The sequence below is a fragment of the Flavobacterium frigoris genome (genome assembly GCF_900111075.1).
Classification (GTDB): Bacteria; Bacteroidota; Bacteroidia; order Flavobacteriales; family Flavobacteriaceae; genus Flavobacterium; species Flavobacterium frigoris.
On sequence record NZ_FOFZ01000005.1, the window covers coordinates 76,693 to 93,647 of the forward strand.

At 32.6% G+C, this 16,955-nt stretch carries 16 protein-coding genes and 1 pseudogene; 9 read left to right on the forward strand and 8 right to left on the reverse strand.

The window, feature by feature from the left end; genetic code table 11:
• The first annotated feature begins 314 nt into the window (after nt 1-314).
• The 9 genes from BMW63_RS08780 to BMW63_RS08820 all read left to right on the forward strand — a co-directional run bounded on the left by BMW63_RS08780 (nt 315) and on the right by BMW63_RS08820 (nt 6,800).
• The gene (locus BMW63_RS08780) at nt 315-629 is read left to right on the forward strand and encodes an HPF/RaiA family ribosome-associated protein (protein WP_074723092.1); all 315 of its coding nucleotides are present in this window, start codon (nt 315-317) and stop codon (nt 627-629) included.
• 610 nt (nt 630-1,239) lie between these two features.
• Nucleotides 1,240-1,719 carry a DUF2231 domain-containing protein gene (locus BMW63_RS08785; protein ID WP_074723093.1) on the forward strand — a complete coding sequence of 160 codons (480 nt, stop codon included), beginning with the start codon at nt 1,240-1,242 and terminating at the stop codon, nt 1,717-1,719.
• A gap of 22 nt (nt 1,720-1,741) precedes the next feature.
• The gene (locus BMW63_RS08790; protein WP_074723094.1) at nt 1,742-2,416 is read left to right on the forward strand and encodes a response regulator transcription factor; all 675 of its coding nucleotides are present in this window, start codon (nt 1,742-1,744) and stop codon (nt 2,414-2,416) included.
• Nucleotides 2,416-3,792 (forward strand): sensor histidine kinase, encoded by a 1,377-nt coding sequence (locus BMW63_RS08795; RefSeq protein ID WP_074723095.1) that lies wholly within the window; start codon nt 2,416-2,418, stop codon nt 3,790-3,792. Before BMW63_RS08790 ends, BMW63_RS08795 begins: the two co-directional genes overlap by 1 nt.
• A gap of 89 nt (nt 3,793-3,881) precedes the next feature.
• The gene (locus BMW63_RS08800) at nt 3,882-4,100 is read left to right on the forward strand and encodes a hypothetical protein (RefSeq protein WP_074723096.1); all 219 of its coding nucleotides are present in this window, start codon (nt 3,882-3,884) and stop codon (nt 4,098-4,100) included.
• A gap of 25 nt (nt 4,101-4,125) precedes the next feature.
• Entirely contained in the window at nt 4,126-4,890 is a 765-nt protein-coding gene (locus BMW63_RS08805) for a rubrerythrin family protein (protein ID WP_217643726.1), read from the forward strand.
• 12 nt (nt 4,891-4,902) lie between these two features.
• On the forward strand, nt 4,903-5,394 hold the full coding sequence (locus BMW63_RS08810) for a DUF2231 domain-containing protein (RefSeq protein WP_074723097.1): 492 nt from the start codon (nt 4,903-4,905) through the stop codon (nt 5,392-5,394).
• 84 nt (nt 5,395-5,478) lie between these two features.
• Nucleotides 5,479-6,051 carry a hypothetical protein gene (locus BMW63_RS08815; protein WP_074723098.1) on the forward strand — a complete coding sequence of 191 codons (573 nt, stop codon included), beginning with the start codon at nt 5,479-5,481 and terminating at the stop codon, nt 6,049-6,051.
• On the forward strand, nt 6,048-6,800 hold the full coding sequence (locus BMW63_RS08820; protein ID WP_074723099.1) for a cytochrome c3 family protein: 753 nt from the start codon (nt 6,048-6,050) through the stop codon (nt 6,798-6,800). The genes BMW63_RS08815 and BMW63_RS08820 overlap by 4 nt, the downstream gene beginning before the upstream one ends.
• Before the next feature lie 326 nt (nt 6,801-7,126).
• Here BMW63_RS08820 and BMW63_RS08825 read toward each other — a convergent pair whose 3' ends face one another.
• From BMW63_RS08825 to BMW63_RS18420, 8 genes and pseudogenes are all read right to left on the reverse strand, one after another.
• The gene (locus tag BMW63_RS08825; RefSeq protein ID WP_074723100.1) at nt 7,127-8,659 is read right to left on the reverse strand and encodes a SulP family inorganic anion transporter; all 1,533 of its coding nucleotides are present in this window, start codon (nt 8,657-8,659) and stop codon (nt 7,127-7,129) included.
• Nucleotides 8,660-9,369: 710 nt separating this feature from the next.
• Nucleotides 9,370-11,727, reverse strand: coding sequence for a response regulator (locus tag BMW63_RS08830; RefSeq protein ID WP_074723101.1), 2,358 nt, complete (start codon nt 11,725-11,727; stop codon nt 9,370-9,372).
• A gap of 6 nt (nt 11,728-11,733) precedes the next feature.
• Nucleotides 11,734-12,159, reverse strand: coding sequence for a response regulator (locus BMW63_RS08835; RefSeq protein ID WP_074723102.1), 426 nt, complete (start codon nt 12,157-12,159; stop codon nt 11,734-11,736).
• Between the two features lie 28 nt (nt 12,160-12,187).
• Complete coding sequence (locus BMW63_RS08840; RefSeq protein ID WP_074723103.1) at nt 12,188-12,598, reverse strand: response regulator; 411 nt, start codon at nt 12,596-12,598, stop codon at nt 12,188-12,190.
• A 4-nt stretch (nt 12,599-12,602) separates the two neighbouring features.
• Complete coding sequence (locus BMW63_RS08845) at nt 12,603-13,331, reverse strand: sensor histidine kinase (protein WP_074723104.1); 729 nt, start codon at nt 13,329-13,331, stop codon at nt 12,603-12,605.
• A 6-nt stretch (nt 13,332-13,337) separates the two neighbouring features.
• Nucleotides 13,338-13,751: a sensor histidine kinase gene (locus BMW63_RS18545; RefSeq protein WP_262488758.1), complete on the reverse strand. Its 414-nt coding sequence runs from the start codon at nt 13,749-13,751 to the stop codon at nt 13,338-13,340.
• A 51-nt stretch (nt 13,752-13,802) separates the two neighbouring features.
• Nucleotides 13,803-14,636, reverse strand: a pseudogene (locus BMW63_RS18550) (PAS domain-containing protein); the annotation flags it as partial.
• 30 nt (nt 14,637-14,666) lie between these two features.
• Nucleotides 14,667-16,856 carry a PAS domain S-box protein gene (locus BMW63_RS18420; RefSeq protein WP_074723106.1) on the reverse strand — a complete coding sequence of 730 codons (2,190 nt, stop codon included), beginning with the start codon at nt 16,854-16,856 and terminating at the stop codon, nt 14,667-14,669.
• Between the last annotated feature and the right edge of the window lie 99 nt (nt 16,857-16,955).

The window sequence follows — 16,955 nt, forward strand, 5'->3', positions numbered from 1 at the left end:
AAAGCGGTCTCAATTTCTAGACTTACAATACAGTTTTCTCGATATTCTTCTTATACTCTGCTATGCACTAGGATTACCTAGATGTGTGAATCATGTAATTTATTTTTGGTTAGATGTAAGACTTTCTGTCCAAGATTACTTAAGTTTACATTATAACAAACTCAATGTAGAGAAGGTATTTCATAAAAAAATAATTTGCATTTTATGCTTCGTTTAAGGACAAGAGTAATTTTGAACTTAATAAACAACAGCAAGCATTATGTTATTTTGAATATCTTCTTTCGAAAAAAAAATAATAACAAAAAAATACATTTATGACTATTCAATTAAATTCAGACAATAACTTAACATTACACGAAGCATTCAGAGCACAATTAAATACCTTACTATCTGAAGAATTAAGCAGATTTGGTGCACATATTACAAGGATAGAAGCTCATTTTTCAGATGAAAATGGTCAAAAAGAAGGACAAAATGATAAACTATGTAAACTGGAAGCACGTCTTGAAGGGATGAAACCAATTGTTGTTTCCAATAATGGAAACACTCATGAATTAGCAGTAAAAGGTGCAATAAATAAGCTAAAAACATCGCTTGATAGTGCACTTGGTCGTTTGAATAATCATTAATTATCTATGGAATCATAAATAGTCTAACTAATCCTAATTCCCAGATGGTACTTTAGTACAGTTACTCTACTTACAATTAATACGGGAAACGCCCTCATTTAACAAAAATTAATGAGGGCGTTTTTTTATGCTGATATGTTACCTCTTAAAACAGCAACAAACAAAAAAGTGAACGTACTAACCCATCATATGAGAACGATATTGTAAGCTTACAAGATGATTATAGAGGTAATAATTAAGTTGCTCCTTATATTGAATAATTACAAATCCTTGCTGTTAACTAAAATTATGATACCTATTATTGATAGTGAAGCACAACAAATAGGTATATTTTAAAATCGAAAAATATATTTTTAATCCGCTTATATTAACTTTTTTTATTCAAAAAAAGAATGAACATACTAAATAAGCAATTGTCCCTTATGTTCTAAAAAATTACTATCCTCGTTATTGATGAAAGACCAACAATACTTCGTGGTTTGCAGCAACCAGAATAAGAGCTCTTAAAAAAAATGCTTTTGAACCTAAAAAAACCACTTTAGCGAATCTTAAGAATTCACTAACCAATTCCACATACTTTCTTGTTCATCTTTGCTAAAAACAAAGCAGTATGATATCTCCAACACATTTACATGCGATGGCTATACACTTTCCCATTGCATTACTCATAATCGGATTTTTTAGCGAAATAGTAGGCCTTATTTTTAAGAAAACATTTTTCAACAAGGCCGCTCTTTACTTCCTTATATTAGGTACATTTGGGACTATTGTATCTTACCTGTCTGGCGATGCCGCCGGTGAAGGTATTGAAGAGGGAGCACTGGGGAAGGCAATTGCATTGCACGAACAAGCGGCTAGTATAACATTGTGGCTTTCTATTGCTACGACTTTGGTATATGGCGCAGTAGTACTATTTAAGTACCATCATAAATGGACTAAACTAATTATTGTTTTACTGTTTACTGCTTTGATAGCATCTGTTACTCGAACAGGGTATTTGGGAGGACAATTGGTATACAAATATGGAGCTGGTGTAGAATTAGGGTTACCCGATTTTAATGCCCTAGATAGCACATCAAATCAACAGTAAAACAATTTTTAATATTAAAGCAATGAGAATTTTAATCGTAGAAGACGAACCATCTATTTCAGGTTTCTTAAAAGAAGGACTCGAAGAAGAAGGCTTTGCAGTTGACGTTGCAGATAATGGTAAAAAAGGCATCGAACTAGCTTTAGATTTTATAAATGAATATAATATTATTTTGCTAGATTGGATGCTTCCCGGTCTTAGTGGCATTGAGATCTGTCGTACTATTCGAAAAGTAAATCAACAAGTACCCATAATTTTCTTGACCGCCAAAGACACTGTAGATGATACTGTTTTTGGTTTAGAAACAGGCGCCAATGACTATTTAAAAAAGCCGTTTGCTTTTGAAGAGTTGTTAGCTCGCATACGAGTACTAATGCGAAAATCTACTGGCGAACAGGCTATCTTTTCAACTCGGGATATTAAGATGAATATAGAGGTATATGAGGTAACTAAAGCAGGTAAACAAATTATCTTAACTCAGAAAGAATTTGCGTTATTAGAGTTTTTGCTTAGAAACAAAGGAAAAGTTTGCCGTCGCTCCCGCATTATGGAAAAAATATGGGATGTTCATTTTGACAAAGACACTGCTGTCATTGATGTTTTCATAAACGGCATACGAAAAAAATTGGATGATGAAGACCAAGAATCTTTTATACAAACTGTAAGAGGTGTAGGCTATAAAATAAACGAAGACTGATGAAACTAAGCTTTAAAAAGAGAATAGCTACCTATAATTTAATTGCGATTGCTACTTTAACGGCTATCGCATTTATCGCTATTTATGGTGTAGTTTATTATACTTCCTACAAGCACTTAGACGATGACATTATTACCGAAAAAGCGGAAGTGTTTTCAAATTTAGATTGGGATGATGAGACGATCATTATGAACAAAATGCCAGAATGGGAAGAATCTGAGCACAAACAAATTGAGGTTAACCCCACCTTCATACAAATTGTTGATTTGAATGGAGAAACCATTTTCAAGTCGGCTAATCTACAAGAAAACCATTTTCTTTTTAATCCAAAAAATAAGACAACTGTTTTTTACAACGCAACAATTAAATATCAAAAAATAAGACAAGGACAGTTTCCTGTTTTTAATGATAATAATAAAATAATAGGGCAACTTACTATTGGTATTTCTCAGCAAGAATCTTATAATGTATTGCACAACTTAATGATTGTACTTATTGTAACGTATCTTTTTATTATTTCAATTTTATACTTCATTATGATTTTTGTGGCTTCAAAAGCCATAGCACCGATACATCAACTGATTCAATCGGCTTCTCAAATTAATTATGCCAATATCAATTCTAGACTACCATTGCCCGAAAATGAGGATGAAATTCATCAATTAGCTACCACCATTAATGAATTATTAAGCAGATTGGAAAGCAGTTTTTATCAACAAAAACAATTTACCTCTGATGCTTCTCATGAAATGCAGACCCCTTTAGCTGCTATAAAAGGTATTATTGAAGTTCTTTTAAGAAAACCCCGAACGGCGGAACGCTATGAGGAAAAAATGCAAGAGGTATTACTTCAAACCAATCGTTTATCACAATTATATGCCCAATTATTACAGTTGGCTCGATTAGAATCATCCGTTCTTGTAGCTAATAAAGAGAAAATATTTTTGAAAACTACAGTCAGAAAAATGCTCAAAACACATGATGAAATTATCAGAAATAATAACATCAAAATACACGATAACATTCCACCAGAAGCTGTAGTTTGGGCTGATATCCTACTATTGGAAATAATAATAGACAACTTAATTTCTAATGCAATTAAGTATAATAAAATAGACGGAGCGATTTTCTTTAATTGGATTGAATTAACCAAAACGCTTCGTATAACTGATGAAGGCATAGGAATTGACACACATCAATTACCATTGCTGTTCAATCGTTTTTATAGAGCTGATGACTCCCGAAGCGCTCAAATACCTGGAAACGGATTAGGTCTTTCTATAGCCAAACGTTTATGTGATGCGCAAAATATTACCCTTACTGTAACCAGTGTGAAAGGTCAAGGCACCACTTTTCAATTGCAATTTCCTACCTAAAGATTTTAGCTGATTTTAAGATTACACTAAGATAAGGAAAAGACACCTAGTCCGACCTTTACATTGTTATAAATTTTAAAACACATCTTATGAAACCACAAATCATCACATTCGCATTACTTCTTGCTGTTCTTAGTTTTACTTCTTGTAAAAATAACGAAACCACAACGCCGGAAACACCTATTGCCAAAGCAGCAACTACGCAAGTTGACTCTATTAATCAGCTACCTGCAACAGCAGTGAAAGATTACACAAAATCTTCAGAAAAAGAAGAGAATGAAGCGAACGAAAAGAACGAAAATAAATAATTTAAATTAAATTAAAAAAGAACTCATGAAACTACAAACTAACGAACTCCGTAAAAACAAACTGTTTAGCGTGAGTAAAAAAAATACAATATTAGTTGCTCTCCTTATAACTGCTGCACTTTCTTTATCTTCTTGCAAAAATGCCGAGGAAAACAAGGCTGAAATGAAACAGCCAACTGAATCTTTGTCTAGTAATAAAACGTCCAGTACTTTAGGATCACTTTCAGTGGCAGAAGCTGAGAAAAAAACCATTGCCAATCTACAAGAGGCTTTTAATGGTGAATCCAATGCCACAGCTCGTTATGCAGCCTTTTCTAAAAAAGCTGCGGAAGAAGGGTATAAGGAAATTGCCTTATTATTCAAAGCAGCTTCATTGGCTGAAAAGATTCACGCAGGCAATCATAAAGGAGTACTCGAAACAATGGGTATTGCTGTAAAACCAGCTACGATTAATATAAAAGTACTTTCTACGAAAGAGAACTTAGAGGCTGCAATTAAAGGGGAAACGTATGAAGCCACAATCATGTATCCCAACTTTCTTAAAGATGCAGATATAGCAGGAAACCAGTTGGCTTTAATTAGTTTAAACTATGCCTATAAAACAGAGAAAAAACATCAAGCATTCTACGAACAAGCTTTAGCAGCGTTGATTAGTAATAAGTCAAACACCTTGTCATCTACTTACTTTGTCTGCCCAACTTGTGGGAACACTTATGAAGCTACAGCACCAAAACGTTGCGGTATTTCAATGACAAGCGCAGAAAAATTTATCAAGATTAATTCACTTTAAAGTATAGAAATCATGGATCAAACTCATTTACATTTACTAATTACACATCTCCCCATTTTTGGCTCACTACTTGGCTCATTAGTATTGGGATATGCGATATGGAAAAAAAGTACCACCACCACCCTTGCTGCATATTATCTGCTTATCATTTCGGCAATAGGAACTGTAATAGCTTATCTCACTGGTGAAGGCGCAGAAGAAACTGTAGAAAACATCTCAGGAGTTTCTGAAAACGTCATCGAACAGCATGCTGATTTTGCAACTTATGCCTTAGTAGGACTGATTATAGTAGGTGCTTTATCTTTGATAGGAGTCTTTTTCCAACTTACCAAAAGTACCTTTGCAAAACCTTTGGTTACAGCTACCCTATTTATGGCACTTATCAGTTTTATTTTGGTTGCCCGCACAGGATATTTAGGCGGTCAGATTAGACACACTGAAATTGCGGCTGGAGCAACACAAAACATTGGAGAACAAGGCGGTGACGACCACGATGATGATTAAATCTAATTAATGAAAACTAACCCAAAACAAGCATAAAATGAATTTCATAAATGTTTGTTTTGGGTTTTTTAATACTCATCTGTAATGAAAAAAGGAATTATTTTAAAAGATATTATTCCATTCTTACTTTGGTTTTCAACAATGCTCTTCATTGCTATATTAATTGATGTCTTACTTCATTTTTTGAATTTAGGATACGTAGGTACGTATTTAGGATATGTAGGAACTTTTACAATTTTAATTTCCTTTACTTATTCCTTAAAAAAAAGAAATATCATAAATTTTGGTGTTCCAAAAGTACTACTTGATTATCATGAATATCTTGCTTTGGCAGGTTCAATTATGATTCTTGTTCATGCAGGGGTTCACATGAATGCGATTTTGCCTTGGCTTGCCATTGCTATACTCTTAATTAATGTTGCTAGTGGATTGATTGGAAAACATATTGTCCAACAAGCACATCAGACGATGAAGGATAGAAAAAAAGAACTTAAACAAGCTGGATTGTCATCGGACGAAATGGAGAAAGAACTCTTTTGGGATACCATTACTATTGAAAAAATGAGACAATGGAGAACAATTCACTTACCTATTACTTACTTTTTAGCACTGTTATCATTAATTCATATAATTGCCGTCCTAATTTTTAACGAATGAAAAACTACCTTTTTATAGCCATCACATTAGTTATTCTGGGACTTGTATATTCTTTTCCACATCTTATGATTTCACCTGGAAATCTATATCAAAAACATTCAGAGATAAATAATGATTGCTTTGCTTGTCATAAAGTGTTTTCAGGAACTCCAAATGAAAATTGTATTTCATGTCATAAGGTTGCTGAAATCGGCTTAAAATCAAGTGCAAAAAAAGATACAATTAGAACAAACGAAATTTTATTTCATAAAAATCTTCAAAATCAAGATTGCATTTCATGTCATTCAGAACATAAAGGCTTAAATTCTAAGTTAGGATTAAGTAAATTCAATCATCTATTTCTAAATAAAAACGACCAAAAAAATTGTGTAAATTGTCATTCTCAGCCCAAAAATGAACTTCATAATCAAATCGACAATTCGTGTGTAAGTTGTCATTTAACTTCAAAATGGAAACCATCTACATTCAAACATGACAACTATTTTGTTTTAGATAGAAATCATCCTACAGATTGTAAAACATGCCATAATACTACGGCTAAAAACGATTTTAAATCCTATAGCTGTTTTAGATGCCATGAACATTCTATAAACTCCATTCGCAAGGAACATTTGAAAGAAGGAATAACAAATTTTACAAATTGTGTACTTTGTCATAAAAGTGGTGATGACGATGATATTCGAATGAGTGTTAAAGATGTTAAAAAGTATATGAACAAAGAACTATCAAAAAATAAAGATGATGATTAGATCAGTTCTCAATCCAAACACACTTATTAAAAAAAACAAAATCTCGTACTATTTTATTGAAACTTGGAACAATCAAAAATAATACATTGCCTCGCCAGCTTGCTAACGCTACGGCGTGCTTTGAACTATAAAATGTAGGTTCACTAATAGTACCGTTTTTTGTTTCCATATCCAGTAAACTTTATAGAATAAGTAGCTAGAGACTTTCTATTATGCAAGTATAAATTATTAGAAATATAATTTATAAAAGCTTTTATCAATGGAATTAGAGCTCCTTTCCTCTTATAAAAAAAATAGACTTGAAGTCTTTTCAAGTCTATTTTTTTTTAATTAGCCGCTACTTTATAAGTAGGATCTTCCATGATATTAATGTCAATCACATCATTTGCGTCATGCAGCAACTGGCGACAGTCAGCGCTTAAATGTCTCAGATGGATTTTTTTTCCCACTTTTGCATATCGTTCAGTTAATTTATTTACAGCATCAATTGCGCTCATATCGGTAATTTTGCTTTCTTTAAAATCAACAACTACTTCATCAGGATCATTAAAAACGTCAAATTTTTCAGCAAATATGGTAGTGGAACCAAAAAAAAGTGGGCCATATATTTCATAGTGCTTTACCCCTTTATCATCAATATACTTTCTGGCCCGAATGCGCTTTGCACTTTCCCAAGCAAAAACTAAGGCAGAAATAATAACACCAATCAAAACCGCTAAGGCTAAATTGTGAAGCACAACCGTGATGGCAGCCACCAGCAGTAAAACGAAAATGTCATGTTTAGGCATTTTATTTATGATACGAAAGCTAACCCATTCAAAGGTACCTATCGCTACCATTATCATCACTCCAACCAAAGCTGCTATTGGCAATTGTTCAATTACGGGCGCTCCAAATAAAATGATAACAAGAATCGCTAATGACGCGACTATCCCTGACAAACGAGCTCTAGAACCTGCAGAAAGGTTAACTAAAGTTTGGGCTATCATGGGACAACCTCCCATTCCAAAGAAAAAACCATTTAAAATATTAGCGCATCCTTGAGCAATACATTCCCTGTTACCGCTGCCTTTTGTTCCCGTCATTTCATCCACTAAGTTTAAAGTCAGCAATCCCTCAGTTAATCCTACTGAAGCCATAATTAGAGCATACGGGAAAATTATTTTTAAAGTTTCTAAACTTAAAGTAATATTAGGAATGTGAAATGGTGGAAAACCACCGCTTATGGAAGCAATATCAGCAACTGTTTTTGTTTCAATTCCAAAACCTAAAACCAATCCAAAAACCACAATAATAGCTACTAATGAAGCCGGTACCGCTTTAGTTACTTTAGGAAGGAATATTACAATTGCAATAGTTAAAGCCACTAAACCGGTCATAATAAACATAGGACTACCTGATAACCAAACACTTTCTCCATTTACAATTGTTTTGAATTGCTCCAGTTGAGACATAAAAATAATTATGGCTAACCCGTTTACAAAACCAAACATTACGGGCTGTGGCACCAATCGTATAAACTTGCCTAACTTAAAAAGGCCAATCAAAATTTGTATTACCCCTGCCAAAGCTACGGCTGCAAATACATATTCTAAACCATTTGACTTCATTAAGGCAATTAAAACAATTACTGTTGCCCCTGCTCCACCAGACACCATTCCGGGTCTACCTCCGAATACAGCGGTAACTAAGCCCATTATAAATGCAGCGTACAATCCTACTAAGGGTGGAAAACCAGCTAATATAGCAAATGATAATGACTCTGGAATCATGGTCATAGCAACGGTTAAACCGGCTAAAATTTCTGTTCTGTAATTTACTTTTTGTTTGAAGTCGAATAAGTTGAAATACTGTTTCATTCTATTTTATAAAATATGTGTGAGTTTATGATTTGAAAACAGATGGTGATTCAAAATGAAACCCTAAAATAGGGCTTAATCATGTTTAACATCTAAGAAAAAAATATTCTTTTGGTCTGCAAATGTACTCGTTTTTAATGGACGCTCAAAAAGTAAAGTAGTCCTCTAAAAATAGTAGAAATAACAAATCAGTAATATTAAGGATTTAAAAATCGTAAATTATTTAAAAACAGTAGATTATATTATTTATGGTTAATTTGTTTTATCCTTTCAAATTACTGTACAAAAAAATCGCTACTCAGTAAGCGATTTGCATATATTAAGAATGGAGTCGTACCGAACTGTCCTTTATACTTTTAACATCGGTCGTTTTATTCTGACAATTAACTCGTTTGGACTAAATGACTTGGTTGTAAAATTATCCAGAACTACTTCAAAAGCATCTAAAAACTATCTTTTCTAAACTAAGACCGGATAATACTATTATCGGGATTGCTAGATTTAATTCGGTTCGTACTTTTTTCACAATATAAATTCTATAAATATTTGGTGTCATAAATGTCTGTAAAAATGGCATTTGGATCCTATACTCCTATTGTTATTAATCACTTCTTGGCCATTCGTACATTCACTTTTCGAAACTAAATTGTAAAGGTTAATACATCTAATTATCAGAATAATATTTTTCTATACAAGTCTTTATAAAAATATTATTTTTTTGAAAAACCGTCCAATGATTCTAATTCAATGAAAACCGACTGGCAAATTTCATTAAGGTGCATCACTTCTTCTTTCCTTTTTTGTCCAAAAGGATTTATATTAATTTCTTCTTCAATAATTTCAATACAATTTGATGCTGATAGAATTCCTAATAAACTAATAGACGACTTAATTTTATGTACTTCATATTTCAGAGTTTCTAGATCATCTGCTTCACTTGATTTTAATATTGTTTTTAATGCTGTTAGAGAATTTCGCATAAATAAGTGTACCATTTTTTTAACAAAATCGGCATCTCCGTCAGCAAAATCATTTAAATAAGTAAAATCAATTAAACTTTCAGTTTCGACCATCAACTGATCAGCTGAGTCAGAAGAAATAATGGTAGGTGTCTTTATTAAATTGTTATATAGTTTTTCAAGTAATACGTTAAACTGATATGGTTTTGATAAATAATCATCCATACCATTATCTATACAACGCTTTTCTTCTTCTAATGTGGCATGTGCTGTTAATGCAATTATTGGGACATTCGATTTAGAACCCATGTGATTTCGAATGTATCTTGTCAGTTCATTCCCATCCATTTCAGGCATTTGAATGTCCATTAAAATAATATCGTAATTATTTGCTTCTATTTTATCAATAGCTATTTTTCCGTTGTCGGCAATATCAATTTCCTTATCCCATTTCTTAAAGACTTTAACGGCTAATAGTTGGTTTAATGCATTATCCTCAACCAATAATATTTTTACGCCTTTAAGGAAATCAGGAGTTAACTGCTCCTTTTTTACTGTAGAAATAGCAGTTGCTCCACTTAAGTCCTTTCTATATTGAATAAGAAATGAAAATTCACTTCCTGTTCCAACTTCACTTTTAACGGTTATTGAACTACCGTGCAGTTCGATTAATTTTCGCGTTATCGTCAAACCCAAACCTGTTCCTCCAAATTTTCTGGTCGTTTCATTGGATGCTTGGTTGAAACTTTCAAATATCGAATCTATTTTATCTTGTGGAATTCCGATACCAGTATCTTTAACTGTAAACCTTATAAAAGCCTCAGTTGCAGATTCTCTTTCTTGTGAAATAATTAACTCAACAGATCCTTTTTCAGTAAATTTCAAGGCATTACCTATTAAATTAATTAATATTTGCGATAACCTTGTGGGATCTCCAATCAAGAAATCATTGATATTAGGATCAATTGTATAAAGTAGTTTTAAGTTCTTTTCTTCGGCAATTGTAGAAAGTAACTCGATAACAGCGTTACTGTTTTTTGACAGAGAGAAATTTACTTCTTCAATGATCATTTTATCTGCTTCAATTTTTGAAAAATCAAGAATATCATTAATAATAACCATTAGATTTTTTCCAGCTCTTTTAATGGCTTTTACACTTTGCTCCTGATCGCTGTTTAAGCTTGTTCCTTCTAGAATTCTTGCAAACCCAATAATTCCATTCATTGGGGTACGGATTTCATGACTCATATTAGTAAGAAACTGTTCCTTTATACGTGCCGATTGTTCTGCCAGCTCTTTTGCTTTTATAAGTTCCCTTTCAATATGTTTTTGATCACTGACGTCTTGAATAGTTCCCAATATCTTGAAAGGCACATTATACTCATCATTCAAGCATTTTATATACTCATTAATGTATTTAATAGTCCCATTTTTAGCCGGTAAACTATGACTAAACTTAACTTCTGAATTGCTCTTTTCGACCAAATTCAAGTTGTTTTCAAACAGTCTGACATCATCTGCATTAATTAATCGAGATTTTAAAAGGGCCAGTGAGGGAGTACTATCTTTCTCAATTTCAAAAATAGTATAAACTTGTTCTGAGAAAAAAACGGCCTCATCAATTAGGTTTAATTCCCAAAATCCAATTTTCGCAAGTTTTTGAGCTTCTGAAAGTCTGTTAGCATTAATTTTTAAAGCTAATTCTGTTTTCTTTCTTTGTTCAAGGCTTTCATGAAGTTTAAGTGCATTTCTTATACTTTGTGAAACTCCGTCAGGAGTCAGTAATGATTTTGGAATATAGTCAGATGCTCCACCTAAAATAGCTTGACTGGCAATTTTTTCATCTCCTTGGGAAGTGACAAAAATTACTGGTGTATCTATCCCCAAATCCTTTAGAATTTTTAGAAAAGAAATCCCATCACTATCGGGCATTAAATAATCTAAAAAGATAAGATCATAATTAAATGCCTTTATTTTTTCAATTCCATCCTTGGCCGAAAAGGCACTTTCCACATCTGCTACTATTCCAGAATGTGAAATAGACCTGATTATAGTAATTAAATCGACCTTGTCATCATCGATCACTAATATTTTTAAAGCTACAGCCATTTTATTTTATTTTTTTTCACTTGAATATTCAATAATATTCCAATAATTATATAGGATTGAAAAAAAATCAAAACTTTTGTCACTCTGAATTGGTTTATGAAGGTATCCGGCAATATTTAAATTTAAAGCATCACTTTTATTTTTTTCATTATCTGTTCCGGTGATCACAAATATTAATATTGATTTTAAATCTTCGTGTTTTCTTATTTTAAGTAATAAATCTATACCCTTAATTCCCTCCTGATTAATATCAATCAAAAGAATTTTAGGTATGGGAGAAATTTTCTGATTCCCCTGAAGCTTATCCCAGGCTTCCAAATCATTTTCAGCAAAATATAATGTATCCTTTAGCCCGAGTATTGAAAATGCCTTTTTCGCGTTTTCAACATCAACTTTACAATTATCTACTACTAAAATGTTTGAATTTATCATAATTTGTAATTATTACTACTATTATAGTTTACATTTCGCACAAGGACCAAAAATCCTTTAGTGTGGCAACAGAAGCGATAAATTTCTCAAAAGATAATGGTTTTAAAATGTAGCCAGCGACATTTAGATTATAGGCATTGATTTTATCACTATCCTCGTTTGAAGTAGTCATCACAAATACAGAGATGTTTTTAAGATTTTCATCTTCTCTCATTTCTTTAAGAAATTCTATTCCATTCATCTTAGGCATATTAATATCTAATATGATAATTCTTGGTAATGGAACAATTCCTCCACGTAGCATTTCTAATGCCTCCACACCGTTTCCGGCTACAAAAAGATCATTCTTTATATTGTTTTTTGAGAATGCTCTTTTTACATTCATTACATCCACCTCATCATCTTCAACCAATAAAATATTCACTAATTTTTGTATCATAATATTAATTATTTACTGTTATTGTTTTTGGCCAATTAAATTTAAAAATGGAACCACAATTTAATCCAGGAGCATATTGTATTTTTCCTCCTACCATTTTTATTATTTTATCACATATTGCTAAGCCTGCACCAGTCGAATCAACGACATCCTTAGAATTAGCGGTGTAGAAGATGGAAAATATTTTGTCTTTTACCTCTTCCGGAATACCGGGACCATCATCGGAGATTACAAATTCATAATCGGTTTCATTTTCAATTACTTCAACAAATACATTCTTCTGTACTTTATCATGAAATTGAATCGCATTATGAAGTAAACTATATATTACTTTTTCTAATTTTTTTCCCAAAGTAATGCATTTTTTATCTAATAAATTGTAAGTCAGATGAAATTCTACGTTTATTGTATCACCTAGCATTTCAATACAGTCATTTACTAATTTAGGGATGCTCACTTCAAATAGTTCCATTTTCGTTCTATTAACCCGTGAGAGTTCTAATAAAGCATTCATCATGTTTTCCAGACGTCCTACTCTATTTTTTAATAAATTAAAATTATCTAAAATATCCTTATTAACATCAGGTCCTAAATCATCTTCAATCCAAGTAGCGATATTTACAATAGCTCGCATTGGTGTCTTTATATCGTGGGAAACAATATAAACAAATTCTTCAAATTCTTTCTTAAGCGCTGTTAACTCCTCTTGACATCTTTTTTCTGGCTCTATCATTGTCTATTATTTAGGAATTGTAAAGATAAAACTTGCGCCTTTATTTTCTTCAGAATAAATGCGAATAGTACCTCCCATTTCTTCGATTATCTTTTCTACAATTGACAACCCGACACCTGTACTTTCTTTTTTATCGCGAGCTTCAATGGTTTGAAAAACTTTAAATATTTTTTGATGGTATTCTTCTGCTATTCCGGGGCCATTGTCTTTTATGGTAAATTGGTGAAAATTAGGTAATGATTCATAAAGACATTCGATTTTCCCTATTGGTTTGTCATTATATTTTACTGCATTACTGATAAGGTTAGTGAATATCTGTTGAAATAATATTCTTGCAATCTTAATTTCAGGAATAGTGTCTGCAATATTGACCTCAAACCCTTCAGTGGGTACAATTGTTTCAATAATTAGATGTAACATTATTTTTAAATCAGTTTCCTGCTTTTCAATTAATGTTTTACCAATACGGGAATAATCTAAAACGCCATTAATTAAATTTTCCATACGCATGACACGACCTCGTAGTAAACCAAAATTACTACTTACCTCAGCAGGCATCTCAGGCATATCTTCCATAATCCACTCCGAAAGGTTATTAATCGCCCTCAGGGGAGCCTTTAGATCATGAGAAACAACGTAAGCAAACTGATCTAGTTCCTTATTCTTTTTTTCAAGATCAGTTAATGCATTGTTTAAGCTTTCCTGTGCTTGTTTTTGCTCTGTTATATCAGAACTAATTGCAATATATTGATAGGGTTTTCCATCATTGTTTAAAAAAGGAACAATTGTAGAATAGACCCAGTAGAATGATCCATCTTTAGCAATATTCTTTATTTCTCCGCTCCACACACGCCCGTTACCGATGGTTGTCCATATATTTTTGATGAATCTATTTATTTTATAATATGGATTATCAAGATAATGAAATTGACCAATGAGCTCTTCTTTCGAATATTTAGAAATAGAACAAAATTTATCGTTCACAAAGGTAACCATCCCTTTGTGATCTGTAATTGTCACTATCGAAGATTCATCTAAAGCAGATCTGACATCATTTATTTCTTTTGCTTTTTCGATTATAATTTGTTCAGCAAGTGTTTTCTCTGTGATATCTTGCACAGTACCTTGAATACCGACAACCTCTCCCTTGTCATTTTTATATCCTTTTCCTATTGCCACAATGTATTTCAAGCTACCGTCAGGCAATACTAATCTATGGTCGTAATGCAAATCTTCTCCTGTTTTTAATGTATGTGCTAAAGCATTATCAAGTCCAACTATATCATCGGTATGAATTCGACTTCTGTACGCATTAAAAAGTTGATCAGAAGGTAATTATTCCAAATTAAACATTTCATAATGTCCCATAGACCATGTTAAATCATTAGTGATTAAATCAAATTTCCAGCTTCCTATCTTAGCTATACTTTGAGATTCGTCTAATAATTTTTTACTGTTAATTAAATTAAGTTCGGTTTCTTTTTCCTTTGTTACGTCCTGAATTGTCCCTTGCATTCCAATTATTTTCCCTTTTTCATTCTTATAAGGTTGCCCAATTTCTCTGATTTGTTTTATTCTATTGTCAGGAAGTACTACTCTGTAATTTATTTTAAAGTCATTTCCCGTTTCCATCATAATTTTGTCAGACTCATCAAGAATTGATAGATCAGCAGGATGAATTCTTGACCTTGCAACAGTATTGAGCTGATTTGAAGGTAATTCTTCTAATTCGAAAATTTGATAATGCCCTTTGGACCAAAATAAATCATTTGTTAGTATATCGTATTTCCAACTTCCTATTTTGGCAATGCTTTGCGACTCGTCTAATAGTTTATTGGCGTTTATTAAATTCTGTTCGGCAATTATTTCATCTGTTACATCCTGGATTGTCCCTTGCATTCCAATTACTTCTCCTCTTCGATTTTTATAAGGTTGGCCTATTTCAACAATTTCCTTTATTCTACCATCAGCTAATACTATTCGATAATTAATTTTAAAATTTTCACCCGTCTTTACAACATTTTCACTTAATTCATCTAAAGAGATCAGATCCTCGGGATAGATCCGATTTCTATAGGCATCGTTAAGCTCGTTTTCAGGCAATTCCTCTAATTCAAAAATATTATAATGACCTTTTGACCAAATCAGATTATCTGTAAGTAGATCATATTTCCAACTTCCTATTTTAGCTATCCGTTGGGATTCATCTAACAAGTTATTGCTGTTAATCAAATTCTGTTCTGCTTCCTTTTCCTTTGAAATGTCCTTAGCTATTCCTAAGTAACCAGTTATCTCCCCTGCGCTATTTTTAATATCAGTAACTGATAATGATACCGGAAAAGTAGTGCCGTTTTTGCTTAAATATGTCCACTCATGAGTATCTGCAATCCCAAATTTTCGAGGTTTAATTACAAACACATCAAATCCTGGCTCCACAAGTTCGCCGAGTTCTTCACTTAAATCTTGGGAACGTTGTACAACCTCGCTTACAACATGGAAAATACCCGCTGAGGTTTTTCCTATTACTTCGTCTGCTTGGTAACCTAGTAAGTTTTCAGCTCCTTTATTAAATTGTTTGATCGTTCCGTCGAGATCTGTTGAAATTATTGATAATGCAGAAGCATTAAGTATCGCTTTTAATTCGTTAGTAGTTTGTACTACAATTTCTTGCTGCTCTCTTTCAAAGGTAATATCTCTTGCAATGCAATATAGATTTCCTGTTTCAGGATCTGGTGATGCATTCCAACTTAAGAGTACATATGCTCCATTATTGCAGCGGTAGCGGTTTTCAAAACTAATTGTTTTGTGCCCATTTGCTAGCTTTTCTACTTCCTTGTAGGTTTTGTCTAAATCTTCGGGATGAATAAAATCCACAAACAATCTACCTTCTAATTCTTCTTTAGAATACCCTAAAACAGTCGTAAAACCTGGGTTTACTTTACGAAATGTAGCATCGACATTAGCAATACAAACTAACTCTTTTGAGAGTTCAATAAAATTCTGGAATTCCAGTTGTGTAGTTTTAAAATCAGCATTTTTTTTTCGCAGATCCAATAATAAAACCACTTGATTAGCTAACAATTGTAGCGCATTTTTCTGCTCATCAGACAACATTCTTGGCTTGGTATCAATTACACAAAGTGAGCCTAAATTAAATCCGTTAGCATCCTGAAGGGGTGCACCCGCATAAAATCTGATGTCAGGATTACTGGTCACTAAGGGATTATTTGCGAAAATTTCATTCTCTAATGCGTTAGTTACCTCATATACCTCTTCTCCCATAATTGTATATTGGCAAAAAGAGATTTCGCGCGGAGTTTCACTTGCCCCTAAACCAATTCTTGATTTAAACCATTGTCTATTTTCATCTAATAAACTTATCAAGGCAATAGGAGTACCACAAATGTAAGAGGCTAATTGTGTAATGGAATCATACTCCTTCTCAGGTCTGGAATCCATAATAGAATAACTTTCAAGAGCATTAAGCCGCTCTGATTCATTTAATGGTAATATTGGTTTTTTCATTATTTGGTGCTGGTATTGATTTGGGATCAATCGTTCTAAAAAGCAACTGTTTATTTGAAATATATACTACTTATTTACACATTTCAAACTCATATCTTA